Genomic DNA, 21,551 nt, shown 5'->3' with positions numbered 1-21,551 from the left:
AATATATACATTGTTTTAGAATTTTTTTTATGGTATTTCCGTAATTGTTAATGTTTTTAGGTACATAAAAAACAACCAAAAGCGCAATAAATCAGTTATATTTGCAAATTAGTTAGCCCTTTTATTTTTATGAAGAACATTAGAAATTTTTGTATTATAGCACATATCGATCATGGTAAAAGTACACTTGCCGATCGCTTATTGGATTTTACGGGTACTGTAACGGATCGTGAGAAACAAAACCAACTTTTGGATAGTATGGATTTGGAGCGTGAGCGTGGCATTACCATTAAATCCCATGCCATACAAATGGAATACACCTATGAAGGTGAAAAATACATTCTTAATCTAATTGATACTCCTGGGCACGTTGACTTTTCTTATGAAGTTTCACGTTCCATTGCGGCATGTGAAGGTGCTTTGCTTATTGTTGATGCAGCGCAAAGCATTCAGGCGCAAACTATTTCAAATTTATATTTGGCTTTAGAGAATGATTTAGAAATTATTCCCATCTTAAATAAAGTGGATTTACCAAGTGCCAATATTGAAGAAGTTACAGATGATATCGTTGATTTATTGGGCTGTAAACGTGAAGACATCATTCACGCCAGTGGTAAAACAGGCTTTGGAGTAGATAATATATTAGCGGCGGTTATTGCCCGTATTCCGGCTCCAAAAGGAGATGTCAATGCACCTTTACAGGCTTTGATTTTTGACTCAGTATATAATACTTTTAGAGGTATTGAAACTTATTTTAGAGTATTTAACGGTGAAATTAAAAAAGGACAGAAAATTAAATTTGTCGCTACCGACAAAGAATATTACGCTGATGAAGTGGGTACCTTAAAACTCACACAAGTTGCAAAACAAAGCGTTAAAGCTGGCGATGTTGGGTATTTGATAACTGGAATCAAAACAGCAAAAGAAGTCAAAGTAGGAGATACCATTACCGATTTTGCAAATCCAACCACCAATATTGTGGAAGGATTTGAGGACGTCAAACCGATGGTATTTGCCGGGATTTATCCTGTGGATACTGAAGATTATGAAGAGCTTCGAAACTCCATGGAAAAATTACAATTAAACGATGCGTCCTTAGTGTTTGCAACAGAAAGTTCAGCGGCTTTGGGCTTCGGTTTCCGTTGTGGTTTCTTGGGGATGCTGCACATGGAAATTATCCAAGAACGTTTGGAGCGTGAGTTTGACATGACCGTCATTACCACAGTACCTAACGTGTCGTACAATGCTTATACCAATAAAAACCCAGATGTTCCTTTTGTAGTCAACAACCCGTCCGACTTGCCTGATCCGTCAACCGTCAATCGCGTTGAAGAGCCGTATATTAAGGCTACCATAATCACAAAAGCTGATTATGTGGGTAACGTCATGTCCTTATGTATTGAAAAAAGAGGGATTGTGGTCAACCAGACCTATTTGACAACAGAACGTGTGGAACTCACTTTTGATATGCCATTGGCAGAAATTGTTTTCGATTTTTACGACCGATTAAAAACAGTGTCAAAAGGTTATGCCTCTTTTGATTACCATCCTTCAGGCATGAGAACCTCAAAATTGGTGCGTTTAGATATTTTATTAAACGGACAACCTGTTGATGCACTTTCGGCTTTAATTCACGCCGATAATGCACAGGATATCGGTAAAAAAATGTGTGAAAAACTGAGAGAATTGATCCCACGTCAGCAATTTGATATTCCTATTCAAGCTGCGGTGGGTGCTAAAATCATCTCAAGAGAAACCATAAAAGCACTTCGTAAAGACGTTACTGCCAAATGTTATGGTGGGGATATTTCACGTAAACGTAAACTTCTTGAAAAACAGAAAAAAGGTAAAAAACGTATGCGTTTGGTAGGGAATGTTGAAATTCCACAACAAGCGTTTATGGCGGTTTTGAAATTGAACGACTAAATTCATGTTCAGTTACTGAGCATGCCGAAGTAAAAGCAGAAATCATTAGCTTCATCGAAGCTCATCGTATCAATTGAAGGCGATAGCATCTCATAAATACTCCTTTCTTCCTTAATTTTATAAATGAAATATTCCTGCAGTGACAGGAATATTTCGTTTTTAAACTATTTAAAACTGAATAATTGGTAATTCTTCATCAGTTTCCATCCTAAAAACTGCAAGGCTCTAATTCCACAAAATGCAATTTAAAACCCTGATTCTGAAGGTTCATCTCACATATCTAAATATATTTTGAGCGAACTGATTATAATGCAAATTTAGACAGTTCATTCCATAGCATCATAATAGCAGCGTGAACTGTCCTAGACACTCTAACAATTTATTTAAATTAAATTCATGTAATGTGCTCAATTATTTTGTAGTTTTAAAGAACTTATAAAACCAACCAATGAACATATTTCATCTTAGTGCTGAATGCTATCCTATTGCCAAAGTTGGAGGATTGGGTGATGTCGTGGGAGCACTTCCAAAATATCAGAATCAATTGGGTGAGACCAGCAGTGTCATCATGCCATTTTATAATAATAAGTTTACCGATTCAAATACCTTCAAAAAAGTGTTTAGCGGACGGTTCAATTTAGGACGAACTTTTGATTTTGATATTCTTACACTTACAGACAATACCTTGGGCTATGATCTTTATTTGGTTCATATTCCAGGATTACTTTACACGGATTATGTCTATTCTTCCGCTGATACGGAACGCTTTTTAGGCTTTCAAATTGCCGCGTTGGATTGGTTGGTGCAATTGAAACAAAAGCCTGATATAGTGCACTGTCATGACCATCATACCGGGTTGATTCCTTTCATGATGTCGCAATCGTATGCCTATCATAAATTGAAAATGACGCCTTCGGTCTTTACGATCCATAACGGACAATATCAAGGTTGGTTCAGCCATAATAAAATACATCTCATTCCTCCCTTTGACTTTTCTAAAGCCGGATTATTAGATTGGAAACATCAAATCAATCCGATGGCATCGGCCTTAAAATGTGCTTGGAAAGTGACTACAGTTTCTCCCAATTATATGGAAGAACTCAAATACGCTGCCAATGGTTTGGAAGATTTATTGCGCTACGAAAGTGACAAATGTGTAGGGATTTTGAATGGTATTGATGACAAGGTTTGGGATCCCGCGACGGATGATAGTTTAATTCAAAATTATACTGTAAAAACCGTAACCTCTGGTAAGAAAGCCAACAAAGAATGGCTCTGTAAAGAGTTTAATCTTAATCCAGAGCTTCCGTTATTTGCATTTATTGGACGCTTAGTGGGGGAGAAAGGCGCTGATCTATTACCTGATATTTTCAATAATTCACTCGTCCATAAAAACCTTTCTATTTTTATGTTGGGCTCAGGAGATGCTTCGGTCGAACATGAATTGGATGAGCTTAAATTCCGTTATCCGGGCTACTACAATACGTATATTGGCTACAATGAGCGTTTAGCACACATTGTTTACGCTGCCGCAGATTTTCTAGTGATGCCATCACGCGTAGAACCTTGTGGGCTAAACCAGATGTACGCTTTACGCTATGGCACCGTGCCGATTGTTAATAAAGTGGGCGGCTTGAAAGACACCGTTCAAGATTTTGATGATAAGGGTTTTGGCATCCTACATGATGGTGCTACAGTCCATGAAGGCAGTTTTGCCATTCATAGAGCCATTAACTTTTATAACGATGTGGAACGATTCAAAAAGAACCGTAACTTAATCATGAAAATTGACCATTCTTGGGACACCTCAGCTCAAGCCTATATTAATCTCTATAATTCTTTAATCCTATAACTATGTACCACGACAATGTAATTTCTATCATTTTGGGTGGTGGACAAGGCTCACGACTGTATCCACTAACTGCAACACGTTCAAAGCCAGCGGTTCCTATTGCCGGAAAATATAGATTGGTGGATATTCCTATATCTAACTGTATCAATTCCGAAATCAAACGCATGTTTGTATTGACACAGTTTAACTCTGCCTCGTTAAACAAGCATATTAAAAACACTTATCATTTCAGTTTCTTCAGTCAAGCGTTTGTTGACGTTTTGGCTGCGGAACAGACGATGTCAAGCGCAGCTTGGTATCAAGGTACTGCAGATGCCGTACGTCAAAATATGCACCATTTTTTAAACTATGAGTTTGAGTACGCACTGATCCTATCCGGCGACCAGTTATACCAAATGGATTTTAACAAAATGTTGGATGCTCATATCGCCAGTAATGCTGAAATAACCATAGCTACCTTGCCAGTAATCGAAAAGGAGGCAACGTCTTTCGGGATTTTAAAAACAGATGAGAACAGCATCATTACTTCTTTTATAGAAAAACCAGATGCGAGTTTATTACCGGAATGGACTTCAGAAGTTAGTGATAGTATGAAAGCGCAAGGGCGAAATCATTTAGCTTCAATGGGGATTTACATCTTTAATAGACAGCTCCTTATTGACCTTATGAAAAACCCTGATACCAACGATTTTGGTAAGGAGATTATACCGCAATCTATTGAGAAGCATAAAACCTTGAGCTATCCATTTGAAGGCTATTGGACGGACATTGGAAACGTGGATTCATTTTTTGAAGCCAATTTAGGTCTAACCGATGATATTCCACAATTTGATTTATTCAATGGTAAAAACCGCATTTATACAAGGGCGCGGATGCTCCCAACTTCAAAAATAAGCGGAACTACATTGAATAAAGCAGTTATCGCCGATGGTTGCATCATCAATGCAGGTAAAATAGAGCATTCCGTCATTGGTATTCGTTCAAGAATAGGGCATGAATCAACCATTATTAACACTTATATGATGGGTAGCGATCGTTACCAAACGTATGAGGAAGTGACCTCTAAAACAGAAATTCCGATGGGTATCGGGGAGCGCTGTTTTATCAAAAACGCTATTATCGATAAAAATTGTCGTATTGGAAATGATGTTAGAATCAACGTCGATGCCAATTCAAAAGACATTGAAACCGATACTTATGTGATCAGACAAGGGATTGTAGTCGTCAAAAAAGGTGCTGTCATTCCGCATGGCACGGTCATTTAAATAGGATTATATTTTATTATAATATCCGAGAAAAGAATCAAGACCGCTTCGCTTTTAAAATCAAGCACAAACCCGCCTGAATGACACAGTCGGGCAGGGACAAAATTCTTTAAACAAGGCCAGTAAGGTCTCTATCTTAATCTCATCAGCACAATGTCCTATGAAAACCGAGTTTTATAAAATAAAATGAATTTCAATCGGACAAAAATTATATTTTAACTAAAGGAGCCTCAATCATTATCATTTGAGGCTTCTTCATTTTCATGAGTTGACGTTTTTTCCTTCTGAATTTTTTCTACATCAAAAGGTTTTCCTAAATAAACCAACTTCCAACCTTCGGTAAATTCTTCATCGTCTTTATTAATAGTCGCTATGAGGTGCAATTCATCGGATTCATCTTTTAAAAACATCGGAATAATATCGTCGTCTTTACCACTGAGTGCCATTAAACTTTCGTAATGCTCTTTATTTAGTATGTCAATTTCATTTATGGATGGGTATTTTCTTGTGGTTTCTGTAAGCGACATATATCCATCGGTTTTGATAAATAGATTCCCAGTTGGCTTAAAATCAGGATCACTTAATTCATCAGAAGATATTAATCGAAAGGCGCCATTCGCACCAAATTCTTTTCCATATTGATCAATGAAAAACTGATTGATATCGGAGTTTGCCGTCATCGCAATAATATAACCGACATCATTCAATTCGATGTTGTCACTTAAGGAATCAGAATATATATTGAAATTGAGCGCTTCCAAACCGAGTTCCTGGGCTTGGTTAATATTGCTTTGATTGTTATCAATAAGCACGACATGTCGTCCGTTTTTTTCCAAATAATTTGCAATTAAACGGGATGCTTTAGATGCTCCCACAATGAGAATACCAGTTGATTTTTTAAGAAATACACCCAATTTTTTAGACACAAATCGAGCAGTGGTGGCATTTAATAAAACAGTTCCCAAGACAATCATAAACACCAATGGCGTAATAAATTCGGCATCTTCAAAACCATTTCTCGCCAATTTTAATCCAAATAAAGAAGCAATTCCAGCTGCCACAATACCTCGAGGACCTACCCAACTGATGAAAATTTTCTCATTGCGCTCAAAGGTCGAATTACGGGTACTTAAAAACACGCCTATTGGCCTGAGCACAAATACGACAATGGCGAAGAGCGCAACCATATTCCCATTAAAAACTAACATTAAATCTTCCATATTGATGTTGGCCGCAAGCAAGATGAATAGGATGGAAACCAACAAAATACTTAAGGATTCCTTGAAATATAATAATTCCTTGAGATAAGGCGAATTGGAATTTCCCAAAATCATTCCCATAACCACAACCGCCAACAAACCCGATTCATGTGCAAAAACATCGGCCAGCACAAATACGCCCAGAACGCTCGCCAGCGCGAAAACATTGAGGAGATAATGCGGAATAAAATGTTTGTTCAAGACAAAATTGAGTCCGTGGGCAAAAGCAAATCCAAACGTGCTTCCAAACAAAACAATCTTTCCAAACTCTATAAATGCTGTTTTGGTAAAAGCACCGCCAACATCCACACTTATAAATTCGAATACCAATACCGCCACCAGAGCACCAATAGGATCGATAAGGATACCTTCCCATCGCAAGACTGCGGACACATCTTGTTTTAAAGGAATATGTCTTAAAATAGGTGTAATCACCGTGGGGCCTGTAACCATGATTAATGCCGAAAACAGAAACGACATTTCCCAACTAAGATAAAATAAATAATGTGCTGCAATTGCAGCGCCAAAAAAGGTCACAATGGAACCAATGGTAATCAATTTAGTAATTACAGGCCCTACATTTTTAATTTCCTTGACGCGTAAAGTCAGCCCGCCTTCAAAAAGAATGATACTGATGGAAAGAGACACAAAATAAAAAAGACTCTCTCCCGGAAAAAGTCCGTTTTTGCCGTTATATATCGGTTCAATCCATTTGCTGCCATCACTGGAAAGATATTCAGCAGCAATTGGACCTACTAAAAGACCAATTAAAATTAGGGGAAGAATAGCTGGAATTTTCAATTTCCAAGCGACCCATTGTGCCAATATTCCTAATATGACTAATCCTGATAGTTCAACCATATAATTGCTTTATCTTTCTTTTGTAAGTAGTAAAGTTATTTTTTTTTGGTTTAATCTGACGTAAAAAATATCACAAAACTGAAATGTTTTGTTTGAAAGACAAAGGATTGGCAATATTTTAAGCTCATAAAATCTCCCTATTTAGGCGGTTCATTTGGCTCAAAATTGTAATACAATTTTTTTAAACTTCGTTTTAATAAAGCAAATCGATAAATACCAATGACTAAGAAAACAGCACTGAAAACCAAGGATAGGATAGCTAAATATTTAAAATCCGGAAAGTTTTTGAGCTGAAAGAATGCAATCCCACCTAAAAGTAAATACAATGATGACCTAATATAAGAAAGTAAGGTGCGCTCGTTGGCCAATCGCGTGCGTTCGATGGCGAGATAATCTCTTAAAATGACTTCTTGATCTGGTTTGAAATCACGCCCAAACTTTAAAAGTTTCATATTTTTAAAGCGCAATGGAGCTGGAACGATTCTTTTCATAAGTCTTTTTTATAAAATTAAAATAATTTTTAGCGGATTCAAATTATCTCAGTGATTAGTTAGTGAGTAAGCCCTTTAAAATGTTAAAAAACAGCCAATATCATGTCGCGAAACCTACAAATTTTAACTGATTTAGTAATTTGCATGTTTAACTCTACCAAAAGTAACGATTATGCAACTATATCCCATTGAAACTGGAAATTTCAAACTTGATGGAGGGGCCATGTTTGGGGTCGTGCCGAAATCAATTTGGCAACGCACCAATCCCGCCGATGCCAATAATATGATCGATATTGCAGCGCGCTGTCTGTTAATGGAAATTGATAACCGACTCATTTTGATTGATACCGGAATGGGGAATAAGCAAAACGATAAATTTTTTGGTTATTACTATTTATATGGCAATGATTCGATAGATAGTTCCTTAAAAAAATATGGTTTTCATCGCGACGATATTACCGATGTGTTTATGACCCACTTACATTTTGACCATTGTGGTGGCAGCATCCAATGGAACAAAGATAGAACGGGTTATGAACCCGCTTTTAAAAACGCACATTTCTGGAGTAATGAAAAGCATTGGCAATGGGCAACCCAACCCAATAATCGCGAAAAAGCATCGTTTTTAAAGGAAAATATTCTGCCAATGGAAGAAAGTGGCCAACTCAAATTTACGTCGCTTCCTCAAGATCGATTGCTAAAAAATTCTGAACTCGGTTTTGATATCTTTTTTGCCGATGGCCATACTGAGAAGCAAATGATTCCGCTGATCAAATATCAAGATAAAACCATTGCCTTTGTGGCCGATTTACTGCCGACGGTTGGGCATTTACCTTTGCCTTTCATCATGGGTTATGATACTCGGCCTTTATTGACCTTGGATGAAAAGGAATCATTTCTGAATACCGCTGCCGATCAAAATTATTATTTGTTTTTGGAACATGATGCGCATAATCAGATTATCACAGTAAAACATACGGACAAAGGCGTCCGTTTAGATCAAACATTTACTTCACAAGAGATTTTTACACATTAATAAATTAATTATATGAAATTATTTAAATCATTTGCAATTGTTGCTTTTGCAGCAACGACTCTATTTAATTGCGGCTCTGCTTCCAGTGTGCTTTCAACACCAATGGAAAACATTGACACGATGCCATTAAAAACTTCTGAATTAACTGATGCCGAAAAGCAACATTGGGGACATTTGGATTTGAAAAATGACACCATTCCTGGGATGAGTGTTGACAAGGCCTACAACGAAATCATCAAAAACAAAAAAGGAGCCAAAGTAATCGTTGCTGTTATTGATTCAGGAATTGATATTGACCATGAAGATTTGCAAGGAGCTATTTGGACCAATCCCAAAGAAATTCCAGGGAACGGCATCGATGATGACAACAATGGTTATGTGGACGATATCCACGGATGGAATTTTCTTGGCGATGGCTATGATGAGCAGTTGGAATATGTGCGTTTATTGGCAAGCGGAGACACTTCAAACCCACGATATGCGGAAGCAAAAGCCGAAAGACAGGCCGACTATGACAAATACGCAGGTATCAAAACCAATTATGAGCAGTTTTTACAACAAATTAAAAATGCTGATGATGCCTTGACCAAAGAAACCAAAAAAGAAAATTACACAGAAGAAGATGTCAATGCTATCAGCACAAGCAATGAAATTTTAAAACAATACGTGGCCATTGCAAAATATGTGTACAGTATGGATTTTAAAACCTTAAAAGCGGCCATAGCAGATATTAGTGAAGGACTTGTAGATATTAATGACCGCCTGAACTATAACCTCAACGTCGATTTCAGAGGGCGTAAAACAGGAGATAATCCGGATGATATGGTCAAAAAATATTACGGAAACAACAACGTTAAACCTGTAAAACCATCAGAAAGCCACGGTACACACGTTGCTGGTATTATTGCTGCCGTAAGAAACAACGGTAAAGGTGGAAATGGGGTTGCCAACAATGTGAAAATTATGAGCCTAAGAGCAGTTCCAAATGGTGACGAATATGATAAAGATATCGCCTTGGCCATCCGATATGCTGCTGATAATGGTGCGAAAGTGATGAACTTCAGTTTTGGAAAACACTATTCTCCACATAGTGATTGGGTAAGAGATGCTATTGTATATGCGGCTTCTAAAGATATTTTGATTGTGAATGCTGCCGGAAACGAAGCCCTTGATTTGGATACCAAAAACGTTTATCCTAATGACGCTGTTGATAATGGCCCTGAGGTTGCAGATAACTTTATCACTGTTGGATCATTGGACTCAACTTACGGCTCAGGAATGGTCTCTGGATTTTCAAATTATGGTAAAATAAACGTTGATATTTTCGCTCCAGGAGGAGAAATCTATTCAACAATTCCAGGTAATGAATATAAAAGTCTTGGTGGGACGTCAATGGCCGCTCCAGGAGTTGCTGGTATCGCGGCATTAATCCGTTCCTACTATCCAAACTTGACCGCACCGCAAGTTAAGAAAGTCATTTTGGATTCTGGATTGCCACTTACCACCAAAGTAATTGTTGGAGGCGATCCAACCAACATAAAACCATTCGGTGAACTTTCAAAATCACAAAAAATTGCCAACGCCTATAACGCTTTAATTTTAGCGGATCAAATGTCAAAAAACTCTAAATAAACTTTTAAAATGAAATTTACTTATGCTTTAAGTCTTAGTTTTCTTTTGTTGATGCCTGCAATTAAAGGGCATTCACAAAATGAAACACGGCCATCTTCCAATCCACATTATTGGCAGCAACATGTCGATTACACGATGGCTATTGATATGGACGTCAAAACTTACCGATATACCGGAACTCAAAAGTTGGTTTATACCAACAATTCTCCAGATGTATTGAACCGCGTTTACTATCATTTATATCCCAACGCCTTTCAGCCGGATAGTGAAATGGATGCCCGCTTAAAAAGCATTCCAGATCCTGACGGTCGAATGGTCAATAATTTAGGTACGAAAGCAGATCCAATTTATGAAAGTCGCATCAGCAAATTAAGTCCTTATGAAATTGGATATATCAATGTTACTTCCTTGCTTCAAGATGGCAAAAAAGTCAACCATGAAACCCAAGGCACCATTTTGATTGTCACCTTGGATCAACCCATTCAACCGGGACAAAAGACGACTTTTGATATGGTTTTTGACGCTCAAGTGCCGGTTCAAATCCGTCGTTCTGGCAGAAATAACAGTGAAGGTGTCGCTTTATCCATGTCACAATGGTATCCAAAACTGGCCGAATATGATGATGAAGGCTGGCATGCCGATCCTTATATCGCCAGAGAATTTTATGGGGTATGGGGCGATTTTGATGTCAAAATTACCATTGATAAAAATTATACGATTGGAGGTACAGGATATCTTCAAAACCCGAATGAAATCGGTCACGGTTACGAAACACAACCGGTTAAAAAACAAAAAGGCAAAACCTTAACCTGGCATTTTAAGGCGCCTAATGTTCATGATTTTACTTGGGCCGCCGATCCAGAATATATTCATGATAAGCTTCAGGTTGAAAACGGCCCAATGCTACATTTCTTATATAAAAAAACAATGCCAGCAGATAAATTGGAAAACTGGAAAAAACTCCAGCCAATTACAGAGGAATTAATGCAGTATTTCAGTACGCATGTTGGTAAGTACCCTTATGACCAATATTCGGTCATTCAAGGTGGCGATGGCGGTATGGAATACGGGATGTGTACATTGATTGTTGGTGAAGGAACGATTAGTGGATTAATAAGCGTTACCGCGCACGAATTAGCACATAGTTGGTTCCAATTTGTATTGGCAAGCAATGAGAACAAACATTCTTGGATGGATGAAGGTTTTACAACTTATATTCAGGATCGTGCCTTAGATGCCATAACCGGAACAAACAGTGATAATCCATTTGCCGGATCCTATCGTTCGTATATTTCCTTGGCAAATTCCGACAGAGAGCAGCCACAAAGCACGCACTCTGATCGTTATGCCTATAACAGTGCGTTTTCAATTGCTTCTTATAGCAAAGGCTCCTTATTTTTAACGCAATTAGGCTATATTATGGGTGAAGACAATCTGGATAAAACCATCAAGCAGTATTTTAAAGAATGGGCTTTCAAACACCCAAAACCGATGGATTTTATCAGAATTGCTGAAAAAGTTTCCGGAATGGAGCTCGATTGGTATTTGACGGATTGGACACAAACCACAAATAAGATTGATTATGCCATTAAAGATGTCAATGCAGAAGGTAACAAAACATCAGTGACCTTAGAGCGGATTGGTTTAATGCCAATGCCTATCGATCTTGAAATAACCTATGCCGACGGTACCAAATCCGCCTATTATATTCCATTACGAATGATGCGCGGTGCAAAACCAACACCTCCAACCACAACGGTTATAAAAAATTGGGCTTGGGCTCATCCAACTTATACCTTTGAAGTTGAAAAACCAAAAAGTGCTATCAAGACCATCACTATTGATCCTAGAGGTTATATGGCGGATGTTAACAGAGAAAACAACGTCGTAAATTTTAATTAGAAAAATGATTATCCGAAAAAAAACATTCGGGTTAAAATCGACTTAGGACGAAAAGACATCAAACATCTTTTTTATAAAATTGCCTGTCAAAATAAAAAGCAATTAGTCCTATGTCTTAAAACGGATAAGCTTAATTAACAAAAGAACTTACTTTCTAAAAACCGCTTTTATCAAGCGGTTTTTTTATTTGCTAAAGTAGTACCTTTGCTGCCCTATGGATCAATCATTTAAAAAAATAGAAAAACTCAAAAGCCAGAAGCTTATTGAAAAGCTCTTTTCTGAAGGCAAATCTGTCGCCGTATATCCTTTGAGATTGGTCTATTTAAAAACCAGTTTTGACGATCCTATCCAGATAAAAACGGGCGTTTCAGTAAGCAAACGAAATTTCAAAACGGCAGTCGCTCGAAACCGAATAAAACGCTTGATGCGAGAAGCTTATCGGCTTAACAAATCCAAGTATTTTAACAACATTCCAGACCAATATGCGTTTATGATTTTGTACATTGGTAAGACCGGAACAGATTTTCAAACCATATCGAAAAAAATGAATACCTTGATGGATGTTTTTCTGAAACATCAATCCCTTCCCAAACCCTAAATTTTTGAGACTACGATTATGAAAAAGCTTTTGACCAAAAAAATAATACTCCCTGTTTTTATAGGTGTTTTGTTTATTACCGGATCGGCGTTTAAAAGTGATTTCTTCGAAATAGCCAAACAAATAGAAATTTTTACCACACTTTTTAAAGAGGTCAACATGAATTATGTGGACGAAACCAATCCAGCGGAATTGATGGATACGGCCATAAAAAGTATGTTGCAAAATTTAGATCCTTATACCAATTATTATAATGAACAGGATGTAGAAGCGTCACGAATTAACAATACGGGCGATTATACGGGCATAGGAGCGAATGTGCTGACCTTAAAGGATAAGTTGGTGATCATTGAACCTTATAAAGGTTTTCCAGCGGATAAAGCAGGCTTGAAGGCCGGTGATGAAATCATAAAAGTGGACAATACCGTTGTCGCCGATTTTAAGGACGATGCCGGTAATTTATTACAAGGTACCGCAGGTACTTCAGTAACCGTGACCTACATACGTCAAGGCAAGACTGAAACCGTAGCCATTCAACGTGAAGCCGTAGAAATTCATGCTGTGCCTCATTATTCCATGATTGATGATAAAACAGGGTATGTGGTATTACGTAAATTCAATGAAAAAGCATCTACTGAAACGATAAATGCCGTTCGTGCTTTAAAAAGCCAAGGGGCTAAACAACTCATATTAGATCTTAGAGGAAATTTAGGCGGATTGCTCAATGAAGCGGTTAACGTGACCAATATTTTTATACCTCAAAATCAATTGGTGGTGACCACCAAATCGAAGGTCGATAAATACAACAAAACTTATTATACCCAAAAGGCGCCTATTGATACTGAGATCCCGCTCGTAGTTCTCATTGACGGTCAAAGTGCTTCGGCGAGTGAAATCGTTGCTGGCGCATTACAGGATTTAGATAGGGCCGTCATCGTTGGCGCACGAAGTTTTGGGAAAGGTTTGGTACAACGCCCAAAAGCTTTGGTGTATGGCACGCAAATTAAAATTACCATCTCACGTTATTACACGCCTTCAGGACGTTGTATTCAGGCACTGGATTACTGGAATAGAGATGAAGCTGGCAAGGCAACCCGTGTGGAAAAAGAAAATTATAATGCCTTTAAAACCAAACGCGGTAGAACGGTTTTTGATGGCGGCGGCGTTCAACCGGATCTTGAAGTTGGCATCACAAAACTAAGCCCCATTACCAAAGCTATTGTCAACGAAAATCTAATTTTTGATTATGCTACAAAGTATTATTATTCCCATAAAGTCACGGATTTAAATACGTTTGAGTTGAAAGATTCGGATTTTAATGCCTTCAAAACCTTCTTGAAATCCAACAATTTCACTTTTGAAACCGAAACTGAAAAAGCTTTTGATGAGGCCCTTAAAGTAGCGAAAGAAGAAGCTTTAAATGGAGTTATTGATAAGGAATTTACCACCTTGATAAAAACATTGGATACCTATAAAACAGATGCCATTGACGCCAATAAAGCTCAACTGATGAACTTATTGTCGGAGGAGATCGTCAAGCGCTATTTCTATCGGGAAGGAATGTACGCGTATTTCGTAATTCATAACACAGAAATTAAAAAAGGGTCAGAAATACTTAAAAATCCTTCTACTTATTTAAATTATCTACAATAAAGTGCTTACGTCGATAAGAATACTGCAGTTTTAAAATTTTAGGTATATTTAGTTTCCCAACTGAATATAATATGCAAAAATGGCTTCTCCTTGGCTTGCTTTTTTCCCAAATAATTTTGGCACAAGAAGAATTAAAGCACGAGGTTTTTTTTAAAACGGATGCTTTTGACGTATCTGAAATTGAACATGGCAGACTCTTGTTTTTTTTGACTGAAATTGAAACTCTAGATATTGAAAAAATATCGATATACGGGTTTACGGATGATAGAGGCAGTGCATTGTACAATTTGGCACTCTCGCAAAATAGAGCCAACAGTATCAAAACCATTTTTTCAAATAACGAGTTTGACGAATCCGTTATTACCAATGTGGATGGCATGGGTAAAATTTTGATAAAACTCATAAAAGAAGAAGATATCAGTAAAATAAGGAGTTTAAATAGAAAAGTGGAAATTATAGTCACGCCCGTTTTTCCTCCAAAACCTGAAGTTATTATCAAACCAAAAACCGCTAGCGAAACCTTAGCGGGCGATATAAAGATTGGTGATTATATTCTATTAGACAATATTCTGTTTAAAACTGGCTATAGTTATCTCCTTCCAGAATCGGTAAAGACATTGGAAGAAATATCAAAAGTATTGATCAAAAGAAAAGACATTTATTTTACCATTCAAGGTCATGTCTGCTGCACACAAAATAGCAGGGATGCCAACGACAGAAAGACCAAAAAGCGTAATTTATCGGTAGCGAGAGCTGAATACATCTATAATTATTTAGCTAAAAAAGGAGTGGATAAAAAGCGCATGAAATATGTGGGGATGCGACGTAAATTTCCGCTTGGCGGTGATGCAAAATATGACCGACGTGTGGAAATTTTGGTCACTTATGTCAATGAAAGTAATTAAATTTGACATCATAAAAGGACTTATGTTATGGATACAAAAACTAAAAAATTAGATTTAATAGATTGGATGATTCATCTAAAGGATGAATCCGTATTAAATAAGCTCTATAGCATAAAAGAAATTTTCGAAAACCAAACTACCGAATTATCTCCTGCTCAGAAAAAGGCAATAGATGAAGCCTTAAATGAGGTTCTAAATGGCGATATTATTACACATGATCAGGTCATGGAGGAAACCATAAAACGGTATCCTTATTTGAAACGGACTACTTAAATATGAAAATTGTTTGGTCTAAAACTGCAAAATTCGATTATTGGAAAAATATTGAATTTTTAGAAGAAAATTGGACTGAAAAAGAAGTCATCTATTTTGTTGAACAAGTCGAATTTGTACTTAATCAACTGAAATCAAACAAGGTTATTTTCAAATCATCAGATTACAAAAAAACATTTCAAGTACCCATACTAAAACAAGTGACTTTGTTTTATATGAAAAAGGCAGAACAATCACTTTGTTACGATTTTGGAATAACTACCAGGACATTGACAGTTTCACTTTGAAGTAATTAATCCTTTAGCATTCCAATATGAGGAATACCATCTTCCAAATAATCCTCGCCCACTTGTGTAAAGCCTAAATTGTTATAGAAATTCTTTAAATAGGTCTGTGCGGAAATTTGAATTTTGGTTTCATTGAATTGCTTGTCAATAGTATTTATGGAAGCGTCCATAATAGCATAACCATACTTTAAATGCCGTTCTCCCGCCTTTACAAGAACTCTTCCAATACTTGCGTAGTCGAAATAGTCTCCAGGTTTAAATAGGCGCGTGTAAGCCACCAGTACATCCTGTTTATAACCCATTACATGAAGTGCTTTCTGGTCTTTATAGTCTATATCCTGATAAACGCAGTTTTGCTCCACAACAAATATCTCACTTCGCAATTGCAAAATGGCATAGAGTTCATCAACTCTGAGCTCTTTAAAAGTTTTGGTTATGATCTTTAGCATTTTTTACATGTATTAAATGGCCATCAATTGACACTAATTCCATTCCTAAAAGATAAAGGCATAGTCCTTCTTTTAAGAATGAAAAATGATTTCCTTTGGCTCTTTCTAATTGAATTCCGACTTGATATTAACATGGTTAAATATAAATTAATCATATAAAAATCTACCAAGAGAATGATCGAAATTCATGGATTACTGTGACACAGGAATCTTATTAATGCGGTTTTCATGACGTCCACCTTCAAAAGATGTATTTAAAAAGGTATCCACCATTTCAATAGCTTGTGGTAATGCTATAAATCGAGAAGGAAGACTTAAAATATTGGCATTATTATGTTGTCTTGCTAAAGCAACGATCTCTTTACTCCAGCATAAAGCCGAACGCACACCTTGATGCTTATTAGCCGTCATGTTGGCACCATTCCCGCTTCCGCAGATAATAATTCCGTAATCCACAGCTTTCGATTCCACATCATGGGCTACAGGATGCACAAAATCTGGGTAGTCCACACTATCGTCTGTATTGGTTCCATAGTTATTAACAGAATAGCCTTTTTCTTCTAAATGCTTTACGATAGCCTTTTTATACTCAGTTCCTGCGTGATCGTTACCTATTGAAATCGTCATCATATGTTGTTATTTTATCAAATTTTTAAGAGCATAAAGTTACATAATAATATAGTGAGTCTGTTTGAAATTTAACACCGAATATGAGTGTTACCAACAGGTTATCATATTGTATTTTTATAACCTGTTAATAATCAATTAGTGCTTTAACTATGCATTAAAAAACAGAAGCCGAACTTTACAAAAAAGTTACAGCAAAAGGCCTAAATACGGTCCATAGTCAAAATTATCATCAATCTATTATATGATATCATTAAACAAGTAACAATCGTTCATTGACATCTGCTCATTACTTGTTCATAACTTGTAGTTAACATTTAAAAGATAAATTTTATAAATCCAATAATTTTTCTCAGCCAAATCTTAAATGAGACTACCAAAAAAGTTAGCCATTTTGTTTGGATAGGTTATCATCATCCAAAAGTGACTCTATGAACATGAAAATGCAAAAATGTTATCAGGAAATAGATGTTCAATCACGTTATCAACAGTTGTTAACAACCCTATCGATAGGATTCAAAATCAAACAGTTCGAAAATTATAACTTGTTAATAGCATCTTAAGTAAGTGTCATAACTCACTATTCAAAGTAAAAGTCAAAAAAGTTATCACGGCTATTAACATCCCATCATAAGCATCATTATTTTTTTTAAATTTAAATAAAAGCTTATTATAATATATATAAATGTGGATAACTGTTTTTTGGATTCAATTTTATTTTCTGGCATTGAGAATAGAAGGAGTTTTCCTAAATTTGATATAAAGGAAACATTCATTTAATATTAAAAACGTAGTTTTGTACAAACTTAATTACCAATCTTCTCCTTTAGTTAAGTTAGAATAACTGAATTTCGCTAACTTTAGAAGTTCAATAAGATCACATTATATAATACATGACAAAGAAAAGAAGAAAGGGATCATCAAATAAGATCTCTAACCTAACAAATACAATTCTAAGTATTTTAAAAAAAGATAGAAATCAATCCTACAATTACAAACAAATAGCTGCTAAACTTGAGGTAGATGATGCCTCTAGCAGAAATCAGATTATAAAAAAACTTCAAGAATTACTTGCTAAAAAGGAAATTGAAGAAACTGAACGTGGCAAGTTCAAAGCCATTGTTAATACCGAATATCATACAGGAATCCTTGATATGGCGTCGAAAGGTTCGGGCTATATCATTTGTGCTGATTTTGAGGAAGATGTCTATATCGCTTCAAACAACATCAACAAAGCCTTAAATGGTGATGAAGTTGAATTTTATACCTACAAACGTCGTAAACAAGGAAAGTATGAAGGTGAGATAACAAACATCATTAAACGGGCTAAAAGTGAATATGTGGGTGTGATACAAATCCATCCAAACTATGCTTTTGTTGTGGTGAACGGCAATAAAATGTACAAAGACATTTTTGTACCCATTAATAAAATCAATAACGCTGAAAATGGTGATGTCGTTCTTGTTTCTCTTGAAAGTTGGGAAAAGAATGAAGATTCTCCTAAAGGTGCGGTCTTAAAAGTTTTAGGTAAACCTGGGGAACACAATACGGAAATTCACGCAATTTTAGCCGAATATGGCTTGCCTTATGAGTTTCCTGCTGAAGTAGAAGAGTATGCGAATACTTTGGATACATCAATTAGCCAAGAAGAAATTGACAAACGTCGTGACATGCGTAAAGCGTTGACGTTTACGATTGATCCAAAAGATGCTAAAGATTTTGATGATGCGATCTCTTTTGAAATCTTGGAAAACGGCATGTATGAAGTCGGGATTCATATTGCTGATGTGTCGCATTATGTGCGAGAAGGCACCATCTTGGATGATGAAGCCTATGAGCGTGCCACTTCTGTTTATTTAGTAGATAGAGTAGTGCCAATGCTTCCTGAAGTATTATCAAATAACGCTTGTTCTTTAAGACCTAACGAAGAGAAATATACGTTTTCTGCCGTGTTTCATATGAATGACCAAGCAGAGATTAAAGACCAATGGTTTGGAAGAACGGTGACGTATAGTGATGCGCGTTTTTCGTATGAAGAAGCACAAACGATCATTGAAAACAATACCCAAATTCCTGCACAGTCAGATATCTCATCTATAAATACTTTAATTCCAGAAGATATTTCCATCGAAGGCAATGCATATAACGCGGATCCTAAAATTGCCTATGCCATTTTAAAAATGGATGAAATGGCAAAAACGATGCGTAGTAAACGTATGAAGGATGGCGCAATTTCATTTGATAAAGTAGAGGTAAAGTTTGATTTGGATGCCCAAGCCAATCCGATTGGTGTATTTTTTAAGACCAGTAAAGATGCCAATAAGCTGATTGAAGAATTTATGTTGTTGGCCAATAAAAAAGTGGCCGAATTTATAGGGAAACAATCGCCTAAAAAGACTTTTGTGTATCGTGTGCATGATGAGCCAGATGCTAGTAAATTGAATGCCTTACAAGGCGTGGTTTCTAAGTTTGGCTACAAACTGAATTTCAAGGATCGCAATAGTATTGCAAATTCCTTAAACGGATTGTTGCGCGATGTTCAAGGTAAAAAAGAACAAAATTTGGTCGATACGCTCACGATTAGAAGTATGAGTAAAGCCGAATATACCACGCATAATATTGGACATTACGGTTTGGCTTTTGATTATTACACTCATTTTACCTCGCCAATTCGTCGTTATCCTGACGTGATGGTGCATCGTTTATTGCAATATTACTTGGACGGTGGAAAATCGGCCAGTGAAGCCATCTACGAAGAGAAATGTAACCATTCCAGTAACATGGAAAATCTGTCCACAAAAGCCGAGCGCGATTCCATTAAATACATGCAAATCAAATATATGGAAGACCATAGAAATGAAGAATTTGTGGGTGTTATTTCTGGAGTAACCGATTGGGGAATTTATGTAGAAATCATCAGCAATAAATGTGAAGGCATGGTTTCGGTAAGAGATATGAATGATGATCATTATGAATTTGATGAAACGGAATATGCTTTGATCGGTAGAAAAACAGGAATCAGTTATCAACTTGGTGAGGAAGTCGTGGTTAAAGTTAAAAACACGGATTTAGCTAAAAAACACCTCGATTTTACGCTGATTGGAAAACCAGAAATTATACAATTATAAAACTCTTACGTTAGTTAATACTTATTTGAACTTATGATTCTTACCACCACCAACTCAATTGAAGGGTTTAAAATTCTGGAATATAAAGGCATTGTCTCTGGAATTTCAGTGAATGTTCAAGCCATGAAAGTGACTTTTAATATGGAAAAATACTATCAAGCTATTGCTGAAAGTATGGCTGTTGTTAAAGAACAGGCTTTTCAACAATTACAGGATCACGCCAGAAAATTAAATGCCAATGCCATCGTGGGCATCAAGGTTGACATTGAATTGACATCGAGTAATTATGTGGCAGTATCCGTCACTGGAACTGCAGTAATAGTGGCTTAAAATTTAAAGTTTATTTATCATTTGTGTTTTTAATAGGCGATTTTAAATAATTGAACTGAAAAAGCGTTTGATAGAAATAAAACAGCCTATAAAATAAAAATTATGAAGGGATTATTGATGATCATGACACTTTTTTTAAGTGTTAATGCTATAGCTCAAGGAGATATTGAAAAGAATCTTGGCGACTTTGATGAAATTAAAGTGTATGATTTAATAAATGTAGAATTAGTCAAATCCAATGAAAATAGAGCCATTATTTCTGGAGACAATAAAAGCGATGTTGAATTAATCAACAAAAACGGTTCCCTGAGAATTAAAATGCGACTTGGACAAAACTTTGTAGGTAATAAAACGGTGGTCACTTTGTATTTTAAAAATATAGATGTGATTGATGCCAATGAAGGGTCTTATGTGTCTTCTGAAGATATATTCAAACAATACAATATTGAATTGAGAGTTCAGGAAGGAGCTATTATAAAAGTTCCGTTGGATGTTACCGATTCTAAAATTAAAGCCGTTACAGGTGGCGAAATTGATGTTGTTGGTAAAGCGGTAAGACAAGATATTTCCATGAATACGGGTGGTATTTTTCAAGGTAAAAATTTAGAATCTGAATCTACATACATATCCATTAGCGCTGCTGGTGAAGGGCATATTAATGCGTCACGATTAGCAGATGTCAAAATTAGAGCGGGAGGCGACGTTTATATTTATGGACATCCACAAAAGGTCAATGAGAATAAGATGTTAGGAGGTCGTGTTAAGCTGATGGACTAAATTTCCAAAAGTATCTGCTGAACTCATGGTCTTTAATAATAATAGAAGCACAAGCCGTTGATGCAGTTTTGAAGTCGCTAAAGCCTTAAAAAAGATAAAAATTTATGTAGCTTTGTTGAAACACTAATTTTATGTTTGACGAGGTTTTATCGGCTATTCCTTTTGGAATCATATTGGCATTTACCATTGGTCCGGTGTTTTTTGTACTCCTGGAAACCAGTGCTACCAAAGGATTTAAAAGTGCCCTTATTTTTAATTTGGGCGTGATGTTGGCTGATGTTTTGTTTATTGCCATTGCAT

At 36.4% G+C, this 21,551-nt stretch carries 19 protein-coding genes; 15 read left to right on the top strand and 4 right to left on the bottom strand.

What is annotated here, in order from left to right; translation table 11 throughout:
* Positions 1 to 129: 129 nt before the first annotated feature.
* The 3 genes from lepA (at position 130) to ABIQ28_RS04325 (ending at position 5,043) form a co-directional block, all read left to right on the top strand.
* The gene (lepA, locus tag ABIQ28_RS04335; protein WP_348035565.1) at positions 130 to 1,926 is read left to right on the top strand and encodes a translation elongation factor 4; all 1,797 of its coding nucleotides are present in this window, start codon (positions 130 to 132) and stop codon (positions 1,924 to 1,926) included.
* 448 nt (positions 1,927 to 2,374) lie between these two features.
* Entirely contained in the window at positions 2,375 to 3,778 is a 1,404-nt protein-coding gene (locus tag ABIQ28_RS04330) for a glycogen/starch synthase (protein WP_348035563.1), read from the top strand.
* A 2-nt stretch (positions 3,779 to 3,780) separates the two neighbouring features.
* Entirely contained in the window at positions 3,781 to 5,043 is a 1,263-nt protein-coding gene (locus ABIQ28_RS04325; protein WP_348035559.1) for a glucose-1-phosphate adenylyltransferase, read from the top strand.
* A gap of 230 nt (positions 5,044 to 5,273) precedes the next feature.
* Here ABIQ28_RS04325 and ABIQ28_RS04320 read toward each other — a convergent pair whose 3' ends face one another.
* Together ABIQ28_RS04320 and ABIQ28_RS04315 are read right to left on the bottom strand one after the other, a co-directional pair.
* The gene (locus ABIQ28_RS04320) at positions 5,274 to 7,163 is read right to left on the bottom strand and encodes a sodium:proton antiporter (protein ID WP_348035558.1); all 1,890 of its coding nucleotides are present in this window, start codon (positions 7,161 to 7,163) and stop codon (positions 5,274 to 5,276) included.
* A 137-nt stretch (positions 7,164 to 7,300) separates the two neighbouring features.
* Entirely contained in the window at positions 7,301 to 7,615 is a 315-nt protein-coding gene (locus tag ABIQ28_RS04315) for a DUF202 domain-containing protein (protein WP_348035579.1), read from the bottom strand.
* Between the two features lie 211 nt (positions 7,616 to 7,826).
* On the opposite strand from ABIQ28_RS04315, the gene ABIQ28_RS04310 reads away from it, so the two are divergent.
* The 8 genes from ABIQ28_RS04310 (at position 7,827) to ABIQ28_RS04275 (ending at position 15,940) form a co-directional block, all read left to right on the top strand.
* Positions 7,827 to 8,690, top strand: coding sequence for an MBL fold metallo-hydrolase (locus ABIQ28_RS04310; RefSeq protein WP_348035556.1), 864 nt, complete (start codon positions 7,827 to 7,829; stop codon positions 8,688 to 8,690).
* 12 nt (positions 8,691 to 8,702) lie between these two features.
* A complete protein-coding gene (locus tag ABIQ28_RS04305) occupies positions 8,703 to 10,322 on the top strand; it encodes a S8 family peptidase (RefSeq protein ID WP_348035555.1) in 1,620 nt (539 codons plus the stop codon).
* 51 nt (positions 10,323 to 10,373) lie between these two features.
* Positions 10,374 to 12,224: a M1 family metallopeptidase gene (locus ABIQ28_RS04300; RefSeq protein ID WP_348035578.1), complete on the top strand. Its 1,851-nt coding sequence runs from the start codon at positions 10,374 to 10,376 to the stop codon at positions 12,222 to 12,224.
* 214 nt (positions 12,225 to 12,438) lie between these two features.
* Entirely contained in the window at positions 12,439 to 12,822 is a 384-nt protein-coding gene (gene rnpA, locus ABIQ28_RS04295) for a ribonuclease P protein component (RefSeq protein ID WP_348035553.1), read from the top strand.
* 18 nt (positions 12,823 to 12,840) lie between these two features.
* Positions 12,841 to 14,475, top strand: coding sequence for a S41 family peptidase (locus tag ABIQ28_RS04290; RefSeq protein WP_348035551.1), 1,635 nt, complete (start codon positions 12,841 to 12,843; stop codon positions 14,473 to 14,475).
* Positions 14,476 to 14,546: 71 nt separating this feature from the next.
* Complete coding sequence (locus tag ABIQ28_RS04285; RefSeq protein WP_348035549.1) at positions 14,547 to 15,380, top strand: OmpA family protein; 834 nt, start codon at positions 14,547 to 14,549, stop codon at positions 15,378 to 15,380.
* A gap of 27 nt (positions 15,381 to 15,407) precedes the next feature.
* Complete coding sequence (locus ABIQ28_RS04280; RefSeq protein ID WP_348035547.1) at positions 15,408 to 15,653, top strand: hypothetical protein; 246 nt, start codon at positions 15,408 to 15,410, stop codon at positions 15,651 to 15,653.
* Between the two features lie 2 nt (positions 15,654 to 15,655).
* On the top strand, positions 15,656 to 15,940 hold the full coding sequence (locus ABIQ28_RS04275; RefSeq protein WP_348035545.1) for a type II toxin-antitoxin system RelE/ParE family toxin: 285 nt from the start codon (positions 15,656 to 15,658) through the stop codon (positions 15,938 to 15,940).
* Positions 15,941 to 15,945: 5 nt separating this feature from the next.
* Here ABIQ28_RS04275 and ABIQ28_RS04270 read toward each other — a convergent pair whose 3' ends face one another.
* Together ABIQ28_RS04270 and rpiB are read right to left on the bottom strand one after the other, a co-directional pair.
* A complete protein-coding gene (locus ABIQ28_RS04270) occupies positions 15,946 to 16,389 on the bottom strand; it encodes a GNAT family N-acetyltransferase (RefSeq protein WP_348035543.1) in 444 nt (147 codons plus the stop codon).
* A 192-nt stretch (positions 16,390 to 16,581) separates the two neighbouring features.
* Positions 16,582 to 17,016 carry a ribose 5-phosphate isomerase B gene (rpiB, locus tag ABIQ28_RS04265; protein WP_348035577.1) on the bottom strand — a complete coding sequence of 145 codons (435 nt, stop codon included), beginning with the start codon at positions 17,014 to 17,016 and terminating at the stop codon, positions 16,582 to 16,584.
* 893 nt (positions 17,017 to 17,909) lie between these two features.
* On the opposite strand from rpiB, the gene ABIQ28_RS04260 reads away from it, so the two are divergent.
* The 4 genes from ABIQ28_RS04260 to ABIQ28_RS04245 all read left to right on the top strand — a co-directional run.
* A complete protein-coding gene (locus tag ABIQ28_RS04260; RefSeq protein ID WP_348035541.1) occupies positions 17,910 to 20,144 on the top strand; it encodes an RNB domain-containing ribonuclease in 2,235 nt (744 codons plus the stop codon).
* A 33-nt stretch (positions 20,145 to 20,177) separates the two neighbouring features.
* The gene (locus ABIQ28_RS04255; protein WP_348035540.1) at positions 20,178 to 20,474 is read left to right on the top strand and encodes a heavy metal-binding domain-containing protein; all 297 of its coding nucleotides are present in this window, start codon (positions 20,178 to 20,180) and stop codon (positions 20,472 to 20,474) included.
* A 102-nt stretch (positions 20,475 to 20,576) separates the two neighbouring features.
* Complete coding sequence (locus tag ABIQ28_RS04250) at positions 20,577 to 21,251, top strand: head GIN domain-containing protein (RefSeq protein WP_348035538.1); 675 nt, start codon at positions 20,577 to 20,579, stop codon at positions 21,249 to 21,251.
* Between the two features lie 131 nt (positions 21,252 to 21,382).
* Positions 21,383 to 21,551, top strand: a 169-nt coding sequence (locus tag ABIQ28_RS04245) for a LysE family transporter (RefSeq protein ID WP_348035575.1), incomplete at its 3' end; no start/stop codon positions are given.

The sequence above is a fragment of the Gelidibacter sp. genome, from assembly GCF_039916245.1.
Lineage (GTDB): Bacteria > Bacteroidota > Bacteroidia > Flavobacteriales > Flavobacteriaceae > Gelidibacter.
The sequence above is the reverse complement of the archived record's forward strand: the minus strand, read 5'-3'. Positions and strand labels throughout refer to the sequence as shown.